The sequence below is a fragment of the Nonomuraea sp. NPDC049400 genome (genome assembly GCF_044466425.1).
Taxonomy (GTDB): Bacteria; Actinomycetota; Actinomycetes; order Streptosporangiales; family Streptosporangiaceae; genus Nonomuraea.
In genome coordinates this window covers 64,038-80,386 of sequence record NZ_JBITMP010000021.1, presented here as the reverse complement: position 1 = coordinate 80,386, position 16,349 = coordinate 64,038, and the positions used below count along the sequence as shown (strand labels likewise).

Annotated in this window: 12 protein-coding genes; 4 read left to right on the top strand and 8 right to left on the bottom strand. The window is 68.0% G+C overall.

All coding sequences use genetic code 11. From position 1 onward, the window contains the following. Window positions 1-6: 6 nt before the first annotated feature. From ACIBVN_RS30520 to ACIBVN_RS30510, 3 genes are read left to right on the top strand one after another with little or no spacing between them, the layout of a single operon-like run. On the top strand, window positions 7-1,644 hold the full coding sequence (locus ACIBVN_RS30520) for an extracellular solute-binding protein (RefSeq protein ID WP_397142202.1): 1,638 nt from the start codon (window positions 7-9) through the stop codon (window positions 1,642-1,644). A 34-nt stretch (window positions 1,645-1,678) separates the two neighbouring features. Then, window positions 1,679-2,650: an ABC transporter permease gene (locus ACIBVN_RS30515; protein WP_397142200.1), complete on the top strand. Its 972-nt coding sequence runs from the start codon at window positions 1,679-1,681 to the stop codon at window positions 2,648-2,650. Then, window positions 2,647-3,564: a carbohydrate ABC transporter permease gene (locus ACIBVN_RS30510; protein ID WP_397142198.1), complete on the top strand. Its 918-nt coding sequence runs from the start codon at window positions 2,647-2,649 to the stop codon at window positions 3,562-3,564. The genes ACIBVN_RS30515 and ACIBVN_RS30510 overlap by 4 nt, the downstream gene beginning before the upstream one ends. Here the strand turns inward: ACIBVN_RS30510 and ACIBVN_RS30505 are convergent. From ACIBVN_RS30505 to ACIBVN_RS30490, 4 genes are all read right to left on the bottom strand, one after another. Continuing rightward, on the bottom strand, window positions 3,554-4,738 hold the full coding sequence (locus tag ACIBVN_RS30505; RefSeq protein WP_397142196.1) for a serine hydrolase domain-containing protein: 1,185 nt from the start codon (window positions 4,736-4,738) through the stop codon (window positions 3,554-3,556). The genes ACIBVN_RS30510 and ACIBVN_RS30505 overlap by 11 nt on opposite strands. A gap of 41 nt (window positions 4,739-4,779) precedes the next feature. Continuing rightward, window positions 4,780-5,157, bottom strand: a complete 378-nt coding sequence (locus ACIBVN_RS30500; protein WP_397142194.1) for a helix-turn-helix domain-containing protein — start codon at window positions 5,155-5,157, stop codon at window positions 4,780-4,782. 1,225 nt (window positions 5,158-6,382) lie between these two features. After that, window positions 6,383-6,619, bottom strand: coding sequence for a hypothetical protein (locus ACIBVN_RS30495; RefSeq protein WP_397142192.1), 237 nt, complete (start codon window positions 6,617-6,619; stop codon window positions 6,383-6,385). Then, a complete protein-coding gene (locus tag ACIBVN_RS30490; protein WP_397142190.1) occupies window positions 6,616-6,966 on the bottom strand; it encodes a hypothetical protein in 351 nt (116 codons plus the stop codon). Before ACIBVN_RS30490 ends, ACIBVN_RS30495 begins: the two co-directional genes overlap by 4 nt. An 852-nt stretch (window positions 6,967-7,818) precedes the next feature. Between ACIBVN_RS30490 and ACIBVN_RS30485 the strand changes: the two genes are divergently transcribed. Further along, entirely contained in the window at window positions 7,819-8,139 is a 321-nt protein-coding gene (locus ACIBVN_RS30485) for a hypothetical protein (RefSeq protein ID WP_397142188.1), read from the top strand. Window positions 8,140-8,273: 134 nt separating this feature from the next. Here the strand turns inward: ACIBVN_RS30485 and ACIBVN_RS30480 are convergent, their stop codons facing one another. The 4 genes from ACIBVN_RS30480 to ACIBVN_RS30465 form a co-directional block, all read right to left on the bottom strand. Next, entirely contained in the window at window positions 8,274-8,828 is a 555-nt protein-coding gene (locus tag ACIBVN_RS30480; RefSeq protein WP_397142186.1) for a hypothetical protein, read from the bottom strand. A 1,296-nt stretch (window positions 8,829-10,124) separates the two neighbouring features. Then, the gene (locus ACIBVN_RS30475; RefSeq protein ID WP_397142184.1) at window positions 10,125-12,794 is read right to left on the bottom strand and encodes a cellulose binding domain-containing protein; all 2,670 of its coding nucleotides are present in this window, start codon (window positions 12,792-12,794) and stop codon (window positions 10,125-10,127) included. 171 nt (window positions 12,795-12,965) lie between these two features. Beyond that, complete coding sequence (locus tag ACIBVN_RS30470; protein WP_397142182.1) at window positions 12,966-13,397, bottom strand: hypothetical protein; 432 nt, start codon at window positions 13,395-13,397, stop codon at window positions 12,966-12,968. 61 nt (window positions 13,398-13,458) lie between these two features. Beyond that, window positions 13,459-16,335 carry a glycoside hydrolase family 3 C-terminal domain-containing protein gene (locus ACIBVN_RS30465; protein WP_397142180.1) on the bottom strand — a complete coding sequence of 959 codons (2,877 nt, stop codon included), beginning with the start codon at window positions 16,333-16,335 and terminating at the stop codon, window positions 13,459-13,461. Window positions 16,336-16,349 lie beyond the last annotated feature (14 nt).

Below are 16,349 nucleotides of genomic sequence, written 5' to 3'. Positions count from 1 at the left end.
CGAGCCATGGCAACCAACCCGACTCGCCGCGGGTTCCTCGGTCTGGTCGGTGCGAGCGTTCTCGTGGCCGGCTGCGCCGAGAAGAAGGAGCTGTCCAAGGGTACGGCTGTCGCCGCCGACAAGCTCAAGGGCCTGGTGCCCACCCGGGTCCCGTTCGCGATCTCCGGGCTCAAGCCAGATCTCCCGGGCAGTGAGTTCGTCGCCCCCGGCTTCCTGACCCGCCCCGCGAACATGGTGCAGGCCGTCACCACCAAGCCGCTGACCAGCGGCAAGGAGGTGACCGCGATGACGCCGCTGTGGGGCACGGTGCCGCCCGGACCGGGCAGCAACTCCTACTACGACTACATGACCGAGCGACTCGGCGGCTCCGTGCGCTTCAACATCTCGGACGGCAACACGTACGGGCAGAAGCTCAGCACCCTCCTGGCCAGCGGCGACGTGCCCGAGATGATCTGCGTGCCCCAATGGGAGCTCATCAAGATCGCCCACTTCACCGAGGCGGCCAACAAGCTCTTCGCCGACCTGGGCCCCTACCTGGCCGGCGACAAGGCCAAGGAGTTCCCCCTGCTGGCCAACTACGACACGGCGGCCTGGCAGTACAGCGTCTTCGGCGGCATGCTGCAGGGCATCCCGTGGCAGAACGACCCGTTCCCGTTCGCCACGTTCGTCCGCGGCGACATCCTCAAGGACCTGGGCCTGGAGCACCCCAAGAGCGTCGACGACCTGCTGACGCTCGGCAAGGCGATCACGGACCCGAAGAAGAAGCGCTGGGCGTTCGGCGGCATCGACCAGGAGGTCCAGCGCGCCTACGGCGCCCCGCGCGAGTGGCGGAAGAAGAGCGACGGCACGCTCGAGTACAAGTACGAGACCGCCGAGTGGGCCGCGCACGTCGAGTTCATGGCGAAGCTCTTCTCCAACGGGTACGTCCACCCGGACGTCGTGGCCAACAAGGACGCCGACAACAAGGCCATCTTCGGCAGCGGCCAGATGATCATCTACAAGGACGGCCTCGGCGCCTGGCACGAGAACCTCAACCGCTTCCTGCCGGACAACCCCAAGTTCATGATGGAGGTCGTCAACCCCTACCCGGCGCACGCCGGAGAGACGCCCATCGTGTGGCGCAACGAGCCCGCCAGCATGTTCGCCTTCATCAAGAAGGGTCTCGGAGACGCGCGCACACGCGAGTTGCTCGCCCTCGCCAACTGGACCTCGGCGCCGTTCGGGACGCAGGAGTACGACCTCATCACCAACGGCGTCGAAGGCAAGCACTACACGGTCGACAACGGCGCCATCAAGCAGACGGCGCTCGGGCGCAAGGAGGTCGCGCCCACGTACATGTTCCTGTCGGGCCGCCCGAACGCCAACGCGACGAGCGAGTACAAGGAGCTCGTGCAGTCGCTCCACGACTGGCAGACGGGTGCCGCGAAGCTCCTGTCCAACGACCCCTTCGTCGGGCTCCGGGTGGAGACGCCGTCGAAGATGGCCGGGCTCGTCACGCCCATCGAGGACAAGATGCAGGAGATCTTCCGGGGCAAGCGGCCGGTCTCCGAGTGGCCGAAGGTCGTCAAGGAGTGGCAGGACCAGGGCGGGAACGAGGCGCGGGAGTTCTACATGAAGGTCGCGCGGGAGAACGGCAGGCTTTGAGATCCATGAGTAGCCGCGCTAGGAAGGGCCTCTCATGGGCGTGATCACGGCCGGACGAAGGGCTCCGCAGCCCAGCAAGGCCGCCCCGCAGGAGCTCACCTGGCGAGCCAAGCTCCGCCGGGACTGGCCGCTGCTGGCGATGAACCTGCCGATGCTCCTGCTCGTCCTCGCCTTCTGGTGGCTCCCGGCCCTGGGCAACGTCATCGCGTTCCAGGACTACAACCCGTACACCGGCGGCATCGCCGGCAGCCCGATCATCGGCTTCACCAACTTCGCGCTGCTCTTCCAGGACCCGCAGTTCCTGCGCGCCGTCGGCAACACCCTGTCCATCACCGCCTTCCAGCTCGTCTTCTACTTCCCCGTGCCGATCATGCTGGCGCTGCTGCTCAACAGCATCGTCTCGGCCAGGCTGAGGGCGTTCGTGCAGGGCGTGGTCTACATGCCCTTCTTCTTCTCCTGGGTGCTGGTCATCGCGATCTTCCAGCAGATGTTCGGCGGCGCGGGGCTGCTGTCGCAGATCCTTCGCGAGCAGGGCCACCAGGGCGTCAACTGGATGACGAACTCGGACACGTTCATCCTGCTGATCACGTCCCAGACCATCTGGAAGGACGCGGGCTGGGGCGCGATCATCTTCCTGGCCGCGCTCAGCACCATCGACCCCAACCTGTACGAGGCCGCCGCCGTGGACGGGGCGCGCCGGTGGCGGCGCATGTGGCACATCACGCTGCCCGGGCTGCGTCCGGTGATCGTGCTGCTGCTGATCCTGCGTCTCGGCGACGCGCTCAACGTCGGGTTCGAGCAGTTCATGCTCCAGCGCAGCGCCGTCGGCAGCCAGGCGTCCGAGGTGTTCGACACGTTCGTGTACTGGTCGGGCATGCGTACCGGGGACCTCGGGTACGGGGCGGCGGCCGGGCTGTTCAAGGGCCTGGTCGGGCTGCTGCTCATCGTGGCGGCCAACCGGGTCGCGCAGGCGTTCGGCGAGCGAGGGGTGTATTCACGATCATGACCGTCCTGACATCACGCCCGCGCGGAGGCGGCCGCCTGGCCCCATGGGAAGAACGCCCGTCGCCGGTCGGCCGGCTGGGCAAGGGCACCCTGGTGACGCTGATCGTCCTGGTCGTCCTCGGCCCCCTCTACACGATCGTCCTGACCAGCCTCAGCTCGGCCGCCACGGTCAACCGCGTGGGCGGGCTGGTGCTGGTGCCGGACGGGATCACGTTGGAGGCGTACCGGCAGATCTTCTCCGACACCGTGGTCAGCAGGGCCGTCCTGGTCAGCACCGGGGTGACGATCGTGGGGACGCTGATCAGCGCGGGGGTGAGCATCCTGGGGGCGTACTCGCTCTCGCGCCCGGGTTCGTTCCTGCACCGCCCGCTGCTGTTCAGCGTCCTGCTGATGTTCGTCTTCTTCCCGGGCATCATCCCCGTCTACCTGATGGTCAGCGGCCTGGGCCTGAAGGACACGTACTGGTCGCTGATCCTGCCGAGCGCCGTCTCCGCGTTCAACGTGGTGGTGCTGCGCTCGTTCTTCATGAGCATCCCAGGTGAGATCCTGGACAGCGCCCGCATCGACGGGGCCGGCGAGTTCCGCATCCTGTGGCGCATCGTCCTGCCCATGTCGAAAGCGGTGACGGCGGTGGTGGCGATGTTCTACGCGGTCGGCTACTGGAACGCGTGGTTCAACGCGATGCTCTACATCGACGACACCCGCAAGTGGCCGCTGGCGCTGATCCTGCGCCAGTACGTGGTGGACTCCAAGCCGCTGCCGAGCGCCACGGCGGGCGTGATGGGCGACGCGCCTCCGACCTTGGCGATCAAGATGGCCATCGTGGTGATCGCCGTGATTCCCGCCCTGATCATCTACCCCTTCGTCCAGCGCCACTTCACCAAGGGCGTGATCGTGGGCGCCATCAAGGGCTGAGAGCCTGCATCGCCCGCTGCGCTGCGGCAAGGAGGTTCGCGGCCCTGAGGTCCGGCACTCCTTCCAGGACGCGGTTCATGACATAGCCGAACGCGAGACCGGTGGCCGGGTCGGCGAAGCCGAGCGATCCGCCGCGACCGGGGAAGCCGAACGCGGTCGGCGAGTACCAGAACGCGTCCGGTGCCGGCAGGCCGAAACCGGTGCCGATGCGGACGGGCACGCGCAGGATGCGGTCGACGCCGCCGACCTGTTCCGCGGTCGCGGCGGCCAGGGTCTCGGCGGTGAGGATGCGGTGCCCGTCGACCTCGCCGATGAGCGCGGCGTAGAAGCGGGCCAGGGCGCGGGCCGTACAGATGCCGTTGGTGGCGGGCATCTCCGCGGCCTGCTCCTCCGGCCTGTTGTGGTCCAGCGGGGGCGTCACGACGGCGATCGAGCGCCTGGTCAACGACGCCGGATCGGCGAAGGCCGCCATGACCTCGCGCATGGGTTCGGGAAGGGCGTTCAGGTCGATTCCGGCCATGGCCTCCCAGTCGGGCGGGGGTGCGATGATCCGGCTGACCCGGGGCTGCTCGGTTTCCGGCAGCCCGATCCACAGGTCCAGCCCGAGCGGTGCGGCGATCTCCTCCGCGAGGAACGTGCCGATGCTGCGGCCGGACACCCGGCGCACGACCTCTCCGACGAGCCAGCCGTAGGTGAGCCCGTGGTAGCCGTGCTCCGTGCCCGGCTCCCAGTACGGGCGCTGAGCCGCCAGCGCGGTCACCATGGGCTCCCAGGCGATCGCCTCCTCGGGGGTGACGGGGTGGTCGATCGCCGGCAGTCCGGCCTGGTGGGTGAGCAGCCAGCGGACCGGGATGCGACCCTTTCCGTTGGCGGCGAACTCCGGCCAGCATTCGGCCACGGGCGCGTCGAGGTCCAGCTCGCCCCGCTGGGCCAGCAGGAGGGCGCAGGTGGCCGTGACGGCCTTGGTGGTGGAGTAGACGACCTGCAGGGTGTCGCGCCCCCACGGGCGGCCGTTCTCCGGGTCGGCGATCCCGCCCCACAGATCGACGACCTTCCGTCCGTGCAGGTAGACGCTGACCGCGGCCCCTGTTTCCTGGCCGCCGGCCAGGTTGGCCGCGAACGCCTCACGTACTGCTTCGAATCCCGGTGCGGTGTCCCCGCCGATTTCGGGCATGCGTCATCGCCTTCTGTGCTGATGAGGTTTGGGGGGAAGGGCTAGCTGCGCCATTTCCCGACGAGCCAGGCGCAGATCTCCGGCTCGGTCATCTCGGGAAACTCTTCGGCGAACGTGGCGAGCGCGCGTATCGCCTCGTCCCGGGTCAGGCCGCGCAACCCCGCTTCCTTCAGGTACTCCTGGCGCGCGAGGGAAGGACGGCCCCCGCCCGCGCCACGGCCAGGCAGCCCCTCGCGCCATCGCGCGATCTCCGCCAGCCGGTCGGCCCGCCAGCCGGGAGCTCCGTCGACCTCGACGTCCGGCACGGGGAACGGGTGATCGGATTCGTCCGAATAGCGGCTACGCCACTTGTGCACCGCATGCCGGCTCACGCCCAGGGCCTCGGCGATCCCGAGGACACCGAGGTAGCGCTCGGTCATGGGTGCACCTGCTTGTCTGTACGGCCTCCTTCGCGGATTCCAAGTACTACCACGCCAGACGTGGAGATCTTTCGTCGGCGAAGATCCCAAACATCGTCTCTGCCGAAGACAACGTTAGCGGCAGATGGAAACATCGTCTACAGAAGAGACGAACTTTCGAACAACGGGCCGCCCACGACAGCATCCGCACACAATCGGAGCTATGTCTGGTTTCGGCGTAACGTGGATAGATGAGGGGTATGTCCCATGTGCCCACTACAGAAGGGGGCCTGAACATGAGCTTCCCGCGTTATATGTCCGCCGCGCGAATCTGCCTGCCTCTGCCTGCCGCGCCTCCGCCGGATCCTTTGGGACCGACCGGGAGTGACAGTGGCAGCAACAGCCGTTCCCGCCGCCGCCGCAGTCGTCGTCGCTGAACCACGCTTGATGCAAGGGTCGGCCGCGCCGCCCGCTACCCAGCGGGCGGCCGGTGTGGGCGTGCCCGGCGCAGTATGCCGATGATGTGATCAGCCAGCCGTAGCCCGTCCGAGCCGAACGGGATCCCGCCCGGAGGAGGCGGGTGGTCGCGCTGAACGCGGGCCTGGTCTACACACCGTGACCGTCGCCTTCTTCGTCTTCAGCCTGCTCGCGGGCCGGCTGGCCCCCCGTCCACGGCCGCCGGGTGCTGGAGGTCGGGGCGATCATCCTCGCGCTCGGCGCCGCGGTCATCGGAGCGGTGCTCTTCGACGCCTTCACCACCGCCTCCCACGACTGGGCACACGCTGCCGCCCATGCCCTGGCGAGTGACGTCGCTGTCCATCCTCACCACCGCCGCCATCGCGGTGGTCCTGGCGTTCCTACCGCCCAAGACTCGGACAGCCGCAAGCCCAGCTCCCAGGATCCCCAACCTACGACAGGAGCGAAATGACATTGTCAAGCACTCGCACACAAAGGGAGTTATGCCCGTTTTCGACGTAATGCCGATAAGTGAGGGGTATATCCAAATGGACGGGTCGGGGATACGCCCAACCGAAGGGGGCAAGACCATGACCTTCCCGCGCAATATGTCCGCCGCAAGAATCTGCCTGCCTCTGCCCGCCGCGCCACCGCCGAATCGGTTGAGGCCGCGCAAGAGGTCCAGGGGGAGCAGCAGCCGTTCCTGCCGCCGCCGTCGTTGAACCGCATTTGACGCACCCATCAGCCTGGCCGTCCGCTCCCAGGAGTGGCGGCCAGTGGAGGATTCACGTCATTCAAGACGCTTGCGGTCGAGTTCGCCGAGGATTCCGACCAGGCCCAGCTCGAAGCGGTGGGTGAGGCCGGGGCGGGCGGTCAGCTCGTCCGCGACGCCCGGCAGCGCCGAGTGGTCGTCGGCGAACCTCGTCAGCGACGCGTTCTGGCGCAGCCGGGGCATGGTTCCGGCGCTCTTCAAGCTCACCCGGTTGATCGACTCCAGTGTCGCGTGGGCAGCCAGAGGTGAGCTCACTCAACCGCGGGGCCCTGAGACGGCTGATATTCAAGCGTTTGGGGGCCGTCGAAGGTCGCCGGGCCGGTGAGGTGGTAGTCGTGCGCTGATTCGCTGGCGGTGTTGCCGACATCGACGATGTCGGCGGTCGACCAGACGCCCCTGACCTCGTGCTGGACGATGTAGCGGAACTCGTTGAAGTCAAAGGTGGACTTCTTGAACGTGTTGACGACAGTGAGCGAGCGCCGGCCTGCGGTCAGCTGCGCCGGAATGTCGAATTGCTGATCCCGCCACCTGTAGTGGGGCCCTGAGGGGGCAGCGGATCCCACTGTCCAGCCGATTCCCCATTCACCGTGATGGTGGCACATTGCAGGCCGATGTAGGCATCCAGGCGACTGTGCGGCATCCCCAGCACACCGGCCACGATCAGGGCCGCCGCGGCTTCCAGGGCGGCCGGCACCACGATGCGGCGCCGCCCCCGGCGAGGCACCAGATCCTGCCCGGCCTCGTCCGTGCTGGCCATCTGCGCGGTGCTCGCGCTGCGGTCGGCGGATCGGCCCTCTCCGCCCTCCCCCGATGCGCCAGCATCCGGACCGGGCACGCCCGTTCCCATGCCCGCTCCCACGCCGGGAGCTGGTGCTCGGGAACCTGGCAGGCGCGGAGGAACGCCATCATCAGCGCCTTTTTAGGGAAACGCCGGCCGGCCAGCATGTCCGCACAGGTGGCGCGCGGCAGCCGGTCCCCACCAGCCCGATCCGCCCGCGCCTGCAGCTGCCGCAGGGACACATCAGCCCGCGCGAACCGCTCGGCCAGCAGCCTCACCAGATCCTCGTGGCAGGCTGTCAACGGCCACTGACTCCAGTCCAGGCTCAGACACGTCTACGCCGGCCCATGGATCCTCGCCACTCTTGGCCCCCGCTGCAGGATCCTCACCCACGCAGCCTCAGCCTCCCGCTTCACCTAGCCAAGAGCGTATGAACGGTGACCCTCCATGTCCGGAGGATGGCGCAGCACGGCGGCGTACCGTCCGGAACTGGCCGGTGTGTGGACCGATTCTGTCCGAGTGCGTCCGGGCCTCTGTTGGACACCTGACCCCGGTGGCTTTGCTGAGCCTTGCACCCAGCCCGGGCAGCGATCCCGGGGGGAAAGGCCGCCACCCGAGTCTGCTCTGCATACCCAGCGGACAGGGCGGCCGATGAACCAGAACAGGAGTCCAACCCATGTCACTCACCATCAAGAAGCTGTCCCGGTTCACCCTGCCGGTCACCATCGCGGCCATCAGCGCCACCCTGCTCACCCCAGACCCGGCCGCCGCCGCCTCGACGGGCACCGTCAACGAGCGCAGCTACGTGACGGCCGCCTGCGGCCTCTACCGGGACGGTGACGCGGCCATGTACAAGAACTGCTCCGGCGCCGGGGAGAACATCTTCGTGACCTACCTGCTGGGTGGAAACACCTATTTCTGTGTGGGAGCGGGAGAAGCACGGTACGTCGGCAGATGGAGCAACGTGTTCAGGGCGTACAACCGGGGCGGCTGCTGACACCTCATGACACGGGGCCGCGGGCAAGCCGGCCCGTGGCCCCGTGCATCGGATCCACTCGAGACACGGCGAGAAGAGGCCGGCGCTCCGACCGCGGCATCTCGGTGGTCCGCAACCCCGGCGCTGCGGCTGGGTCAGCAGACGCCGGGCAACTTACACACCTTGGCGGCCATCTTCCTGGCGGCCTTGGTGAGCCCGCCGGGTTCGTAGCCTCCCTCGGAGGTCGTGTAGATCATCAGCGCGCTGCCTCGGCGCGCGACGACACCGCTGATCGTCTGGTTCACGTAGCCGTCCTGCCAGGTCTGATAGCCCATGCCCGCGGCCTCGTCCCCCACCTTGGCCTTGGTCGTCCGCCACCGGATCTTGAGTTCGGGCGCCGACGGGTCGCCCTTGCGCGAGCACCGCTTGACCTCGGCACGCAGGCGGGTGAGCGCGGCATGAGCGGCACGGGGGCTCTTGTAAATGACGAGCTGTTCGGAGGAGTCGCTGGGGGCGCTGGTCCAGAGCGAGATCGTGCGGGCCGCCAGCCGGCCGCGGTCGACGGCGCGCCGGTGCACACACGGGTTCAGCTCCAGCGGCGCGGTGAGTTTGTCGCTGATCTTATAGCCCTGTTCCTCTGCCTGGTTGGGGGCCAGTGGCCTGCGCGCGTCGCGTTCGGTGAGCAGGAAGTTCTTCGGAATCTCGGTCACGGTCGCCGGGGAAAAAGCCAGCAGCAAGGAGAGTGTCACACTGATCATGAAGCGTTGGACGCCGGCGGGACCGGCTTTGTTCGCAGCTTCCCATGCGGCGGATGAGCCAGTCGCGCGTCATGGAGCGCCACCGCGGCGGCCGCTTCGGCATGACCGCCATCCTTTTCGCGCAACGCAAGGAGCCAAGAACAACGAGGATGGCCAAGAGAAAGACGATGATAACTGCTGACCATGCAAGAATCTTTGCTGGCAATGGATGTTCAGCCAGCCATTTACGAGACCTTGCCTTTCCGGCTGGAAACAACCGCAGTTGGTCAGGTCATCCGCAACACCACAGTCCCCTCTGGCGTGGCACAAGATAATCGCCTGCGATTTTCATCTCGCGCCGGCTCCAAGGATCTACCCGCCGTCCTCGACACGATGGCACTACTTGGCGCACTGCTCACACCTTGCCCGAACGGCGCGATACCCGTCTCCGGCAACATCGACGCGTTGATGGCCAAGGCCCGGCACATGCTCGACAAGCCACCAGGCGAACTGGCCGACCGCGACCTGTACAAGGCGGGGATCGACGGGTTCGATCTGTCTGCCCTGCGTGGCGACACGCTGCCGCGACTTGGCTGGACGCCGCGCTCTTCGCCCCACGTCTCATCCAGGCAGGGCACACACCGGAGAAGACCGACGAGCTACTCTCCACCCTGCCGCACTGGCGCGACGCACCCAGCAAAGCCGTTACCGGACTCGCAGCGGCCTGGACCCTGTTCCGCCTCTACAAGGCCCAATACGGACCTGAGGAGGTCCGCGAGGCCCGCGCCAGCGCCGCTCACGCGGGCCGGTCCTGGCTGGCCTATCAACAGGCGAAAGACTGATCAGACGTCCAGCAGTACATCGCAAGACCCACCTGGACCGTGATCTCCGCTCGACCACGGTCCAAGCGTGAACGGGGATCCGACTCGACTGTCTGCCACATCGGCCCGTGGCCGGGAGAGCGCGAGAGGGCTGGGAAGCCCTCTCGCCCGGGGCTCGTGGCGAAGCCGCGAGCCCCGATAGACGCGTCCGAGCGACAGCGAGGTCCGCTCGGGGCGGGCTCCAGCAGGCCCACCCGGTAATCGCGCAACGGGTGGCGCCCTGGCGAGCGGAGCGAGCGGGGTTTTCGGGGATCGAAAGGGGCGGAGCCCCTTGGGAGGCGCTGTCTGGAACCCCTGGGCGCGCAGCGCCCCCTTGTGGAAGACCTTGCTTTTCCCCCGGAAGGGCCGGCCCTGGGAGGCCGGGACAGGGCCTCCCAGGGATGCCTTCTTATGCTGGGGTGCAGGTGAGGGTGGTGGGTGGGGTGTTGGTGCCGGTGTAGCTGGCCGTGAAGCCGAACGAGGTCGTCGCGTTCGGGGCCAGAGTGCCGTTATAGCCCGCGTTCGCGACGCTGACGTTGGCGCCCGTCTGGGTCGGGGTGCCGCTCCACAGCTGGCCGATCTTCTGGTCCCCTGCCCAGGTCCAGGTGACCTTCCAGCCTGAGATCTGCGCCGTGCCCGTGTTCTTGACCGTGACCTCCGCCTGGAAGCCGCCCGACCACTCGTTCACTCCCTTGTACGTCGCCGTGCAACCTGAGCCGGTGGTCGGGGTGACCGTGGGTGTCACGGTGGGCGTGACCGTCGGGGTGACCGTGGGCGTGACGGTGGGGGTGACGGTCACCGGTGGGCCCGTGCGGTCGCCGTACAGGATGCCGCGGCCGTTCGTGCCGAGGTAGACGCGGCCGTACACCCTGGGGTCGCCCGTCAGGGCCTCGCCCATGTTGCCCCACTGGTGCTTGTCGTCGTTGATGCGCACCCAGCTCGCCCCGGCGTCGTCCGAGCGGTACAGGCCCGTGACGCCGTCGATCGTGGCCACCGTGAAGACCGCCATGTACGTCCCGCCGGGCGCAGCCTTGCCGAAGCCGACGTTCACCGAGTTCGTGATCCCGGACACCTTCGTGAAGGACGCGCCGCTGTCCGTCGAGTGCCACAGGCCGCCGTCGCCGGCCAGCCACAGGTCGCCCTCCTTGCCGGGGACCGCCTTGAACTTGCCGCTGGTCGGCAGGCCAGTGGCGGCGGTGGCGGTGAAGGTGGCCCCGCCGTTCGTGCTGACGTACAGGCGGCCGCCGTTGAAGCCGTAGAACTTCGACGCGTTGACCCGGTCCGACTCCACGATCGCGCCGGTGGGCAGGCCGGACGCCTGCTGCCAGGAGTTGCCGTACCCCACCGAGTAGACCGGGGTGACGCCCTTCGGCGCCCAGACGAAGCGGGAGCCGTCGGCGGCTGCCGCCACCGTGCCGCCCTCGTTGATGCCGCCCGGCTCCGTGCCCTGGAACCAGTTCGCGCCGCCGTCGGTGGAGAAGGCCACGTGGCTGTCGTTCGGGCGGTCGGCGTCGGTGAAGTTGCCCGCCCTGACCATGATCGACGGGGACTTCTCCGCGTAGTCCAGGCTGGTGGTCGTGGTGAAGATCGGAGCCGTGAAGATCATGGACGGTACGGCGTCAAGGTTCGTGTGGCGGAAGCCGCCGATGTCGCCCAGGGCGCTGACCAGGGACGCGCCGCTCGGCGGGCTGATCAGGTCGAGGACGGCCGTCTCCTCCAGGCCCTTGGCCATCGGCTTGATGGTGAACTGGCCGCCCGCGTCCCACTGGGCCAGGTTCTCGGTGCCGTAGATCGTGGCGCCGGTGCCGTACATCATCCTGTTCGAGTCGAACGGGTCGATCTCCAGGGACTCCGTCATCCAGCCGAGCTTCGGCGTGACCTCAGGCGGCTGCGGGTTGCTGCCGAACGTCAGCCACGGGTTCTCCGTGATGTCCTGCTTGTAGCGGAAGCTGCGGTTCGGGTACGAGGTCCAGTCCCACACGCGGGTCCAGGTCGCGCCCGAGTCCGTGGACCGGAAGAAGATCACGTCCGGCCACCAGGAGATCTGCGTGGCCACCATGATCGTGCCGGGCTTCTGCCGGTCGATGGTCAGGCCGCTGTAGCCGAAGTAGTCATCGGAGCTCGAGGACGGGACGGGGCTGATCTGGGTCCAGGTGCCGGTCGCCGTGGCGTAGCGCCACACGTCGCCCTTGGCGCCGTCGTACGGGCCGCCCGTGTCGCTCGTCGCGATGTAGAGGTAGCCGTTGACCGTGTCAAGCACGCCCTTGTGGGCGAGGTAGCCGGTCGGCTGGCCCGCCACGCGCGACCAGGTGGCGCCCGCGTCGGTCGTGCGGTAGACGCTGTTCTCCTTGTCGGCGACGCCCACGTAGATGGTCTTGGTGGTGGTGCCCTTGGCGGACGAGCGCGGGTCGTAGGTCACCCAGACCACGCCCGGCTTGTGGCTCAGGTAGCCGTTGGGGTCGTTCGGGTCCTGGGCGTAGTTGCCCGGGTTCGGGAAGCTGGCCACCTTGGCCCAGGTGGCGCCGTAGTCGGTGCTGCGCCACAGCCCGTTGCCGTTGGGGGCGCCGAGGTAGAGGACGGCGTTGTTGTTCGGGTCGACGGAGAGGGCCTCGCCCATGCCGCGACCGGGCATGTTGCCGCCGAGCTTGAACGGCAGCGGCGTGACCTGCCAGTTGTCGCCCTTGTCCGTCGAGCGCAGGATCGCGCCGTTGTTGGGATCCCAGCTGTTGGTGTACATGCCGACGGCGGCGTACACCCGGTTGGTCTGCACGGGGTCGGTGGCGAGGCTGATCACGCCGTTGTAGCCCCACTTGTCCCAGCCGACCCAGTCCAGCAAGGGGGTCCAGGACTTGGTCGACTGGTTCCACCGGTACGCCCCGCCGATGTCGGTGCGGGCGTAGATGAGGTTCTTCTCGGTCGGGTTGAAGATGATGCCGGGTACGAAGCCGCCGCCGTCGATCCTGACGTTCTTGTACGCGTACGGGTCCGAGGCGACGGCCGATACCGGCGACATCCGCACGACCGCCGCCACGAGCAGGACGACCGCGGTCGTCAGCATCACGAATAATCTTCTTCGCATGCGCGGCTCTTCCTTTCCAGGCACGCCGACAGGCGCCCCAAAGGCTTCAGATGACCGCCATGCACGAGCAGAGTGCAGGACCCTGACCGTCACCGCGCCTTCGCGCATGAGCTCTACCAGAAGGCTCACACACGGGCGCGTTGAAGGTCAATAGTTTGGTTATACAACGAATTAACGACGGTTGCCGAGCGCCGCCCACAGCGCGATCGCGATGTAGATGACCTGCTCAGGAATCCGCAACCACAGCGGCGTCACGTCCTGGCCGGCGAGCGCGGCGTAAATGTTGGCGGGGAGCAGCGCCACAAAGAACAGCGCCAGGCAGATCCCGGCGGCCTTTCGGGTCCTCTCGAGCACGAGCCCGACCGCCCCGGCCAGCTCCAGCACGCCGGTCAGGTAGACCATCAGCGCCGGGAACGGCACGAACGGCGGCACCATGGCCACCATGTCGGCATGGTTGGGCATGAAGGTCACGCCCGCCGGCACGAAATGCGCACTGGCCGTCACCACCAGCATGACGGCCAGCCCAAGAGCGGCACTCACCTGCCACGAACGCCCCAGGAGCCGGAACGCCAGCGCGGCGACGAGCAGCACGATCACAATCATTACGAACCTCCTTGGATAGCAATGCTATCGGATAACGCTGCTATCCAAGGAGGGGATTCCGTTACGAGAGGGCGAAGTCCTTGATGCGCAGGTCGCCCTTGAACACGAGACACAGGCGGCCGGTGCCCGCCTTGACCGAGGCGGTCGCCGTACCCCACTGGTAGATCCCGCCGGTCGCCGGCACCTGGACGGTCCCCAGCAGGGCGCCGGTCGGCGAGCCCGAGCGCAGCTCGATGGCGCCGCCGCTCACCGACGACACCCCGGCCGTGAAGCGGGAGCCGAAGGAGGCACCGGTGAAGGAGATCCAGTCCCCCGCCGACCCTTCGACGGCCTCGCCGCCGGCCTTCGTCTCGTCCACGAACGCCACGCCCGAGTAGTCGTCGAAGTCCATGGCCCGCGTGGTCCTGGTCAAGTCGCGTACGGGGATGGTCTCGCCGGACACGCGCATGGTCGTGGACAGGCGGATCCGGTCCGAGGAGGAGCCGACGAGGACGTCGTGGGTGGCGCTCTCGACGGCCCACTTGCCCCGGGTGTAGTCCCAGACCGCCAGGTCCGCCTTCTTCAGGTTGAAGGTCACGGTACGGGTCTCGCCCGGGTTCAGGGTGACCCGCTGGAAGCCGCGCAGCTGCTTGACCGGCTGCTTGAAGCGGGACTGCTGCTGGTGGGTGTAGAGCTGGACCACCTCGTCGCCCTTCACCTTGCCGGTGTTGGTGACCTTCACGCTCACCTTGTCGCCCCGGACGGTCAGCCCCTGGTAGCCGAACGTGGTGTAGCTCAGGCCGTGCCCGAACGCGTAGAGCGGCTTGTCCTTCCCGTACAGGTACGTCATCCCGGTCTTGGCCAGGTCATAGTCGTAGATGTTCGGCAGGTTGTCGGTGGCGGGCCAGGTCTGGGTGAGCCGGCCGGCCGGGTTGACGGCGCCGAAGAGCACGTCGGCGACCGCGTGGCCGGTCTCCGGGCCCGCGTGCGTGGTCCACAGCAGGTTCGGTGCGTCCACGATGACCGGGTAGCTGGTCTCCAGGACGACGACCGTGCGCGGGTTGGCCTTGCGCACAGCCTCGATCAGCCGCCGCTGCCCCTCGCCGAGCTGCAGGTTGGAGCGGTCGTGGACCTCGCGCCCCGCGACGAACGGGTTGCTGCCGACCACCACGACCGCCACCTCGGCCTTGGCGGCCTGCGCGGCGGCCTCGGCGACGCCGTCGGAGACGACCTCCTTGCCGAACTTCGCCGCCTGCTCCTTGGTGCCCAGGCCGAGCGTGCCGTCGGCGGAGACCGTGACGTACGGCTCGGGCAGGCCGTACCAGCCATCGCCGGTCTCGTAGCCCGCGTACCTGATCAGGTAGCTGCCGTCGGCCTGTGCTTGGAGCTCGAATTGCTGCTGCACGTACCAGCCGTGGGGCTGGTCGTCGTCGGTGTCGAGCGAGCGCCAGTCGCCGCCGAGCAGCTTGCCGTTGCCCGCGTTGCGCAGCGTGGACACGCCGCTGGTCCAGTCGGTCAGGTCCCACTCGGAGGCCGCGGTGGGCGCCGTGTCGACCAGGGCCGCGTTGTCGTCGGGCCCGGTGCCGGTGGCGGTGATGTACTTGCCGGAGGCCAGGTGCTTGAGCGCGATCCGCTCCAGCCCAGTGCCGGTGCTCACGTCGGCGACGCGCTCCTTGATCCCGTCGAGCGGCGTCACCTGGTACGGCATGGTGCCTCCGTACCAGTCGTGGTACAGCGTCCCGGCCAGCGGCCCGACGACGGCAGCCGACTTCGGCCCCTTGAACGGCAGGGCGCCGGAGTTGCGCAGCAGCACCGCCGCCTTGCCCGCCGCCTCCCGGTTGAGCTTCTGGTTGGCCGGGCTGTTGATCACGTCCTTGGTGATCTTCTTGTACGGCCCGCCGTCCGGGTCGAAGTGCCCCAGCCGGGTGCGGATGGTCAGGACGTTCCGTACGGCCCTGTCCACGTCGGCCTGCGTGATGAGCCCCTGGTTCAGCGCGGCCGTGAGGTGCTCGGCCAGCGGCCCGGAGTTGTTGTCGTCGATGGTGAAGCTGTCGAGCCCGGCCTTGAGCACCGCGGCGAAGGCCTCGGGCTTGGTGTCGTAGTACTTCTCCAGGTCGGTGAGCGCGTGCGGCCCCCAGGCGTCGCTCACGTTGTAGAGCGTCTTGTCCGTCCACGACCTGACCGTGGTGCCGAGGTCGGGGTTGACGTGGTTGGGCCGCCCGTTGACCAGGTTGTACGACGCCATGACCCCGGTCGCGGCGTTGGCCGAGATGGCCGCCTTGAACGCCGGCTCGTAGTACTCGTGCTTGAGCTTCGGCGTCAGGTTGGAGGAACTGAGGCTGCGGTTGGTCTCGTTGTTGTACGCGAGATAGTGCTTCAGCACGGGCGCGGTCTTCAGATAGAAGGGGTCGTCGCCCTGCAGACCCTTGCCGTAGGCCGTGGAGATGGCCCCGGTCAGGAGCGGGTCCTCCGAGTAGCCCTCCTCGTTGCGGCCGGCCCGCGGGTCACGCAGCAGGTCCACGACGGGCGCCCACACCTGCAGGCCCCACACGGTCGGGTCCACGGCGTTGTAGCCGCGGGCCTCGTCGCCGACGGCGGAGCCCACCTTCTTGATCAGCGCCGGGTCCCACGTGCTGGCCAGCCCCACGGCCTGCGGGAACATGGTGCCGCTTGCGAGCTTCTGGCTCCACTTGTCGTTGAGGTCGTTGGACCAGGCGACGCCGTGCAGCGCCTCGGTGCCGTTCTTGTGGTACGCGATGCCCAGCCGCGGGATGGCCGCCTGCGACTGGTGCAGCAGCCCCAGCTTCTCCTGGAGCGTGAGGCGGCCGAGCAGGTCCTCGACCCGCTGCTCCACCGGCAGGGCCGGGTTCTGGAACGGGTAGTCGGCGGCCTGGGCGGGGGGCGCGGCCAGCAGCGCGGCCGCGAGGGTGAGGGTGGCCAGTAACGGGATTTTTCGCATTGGGGGGTTCTCCA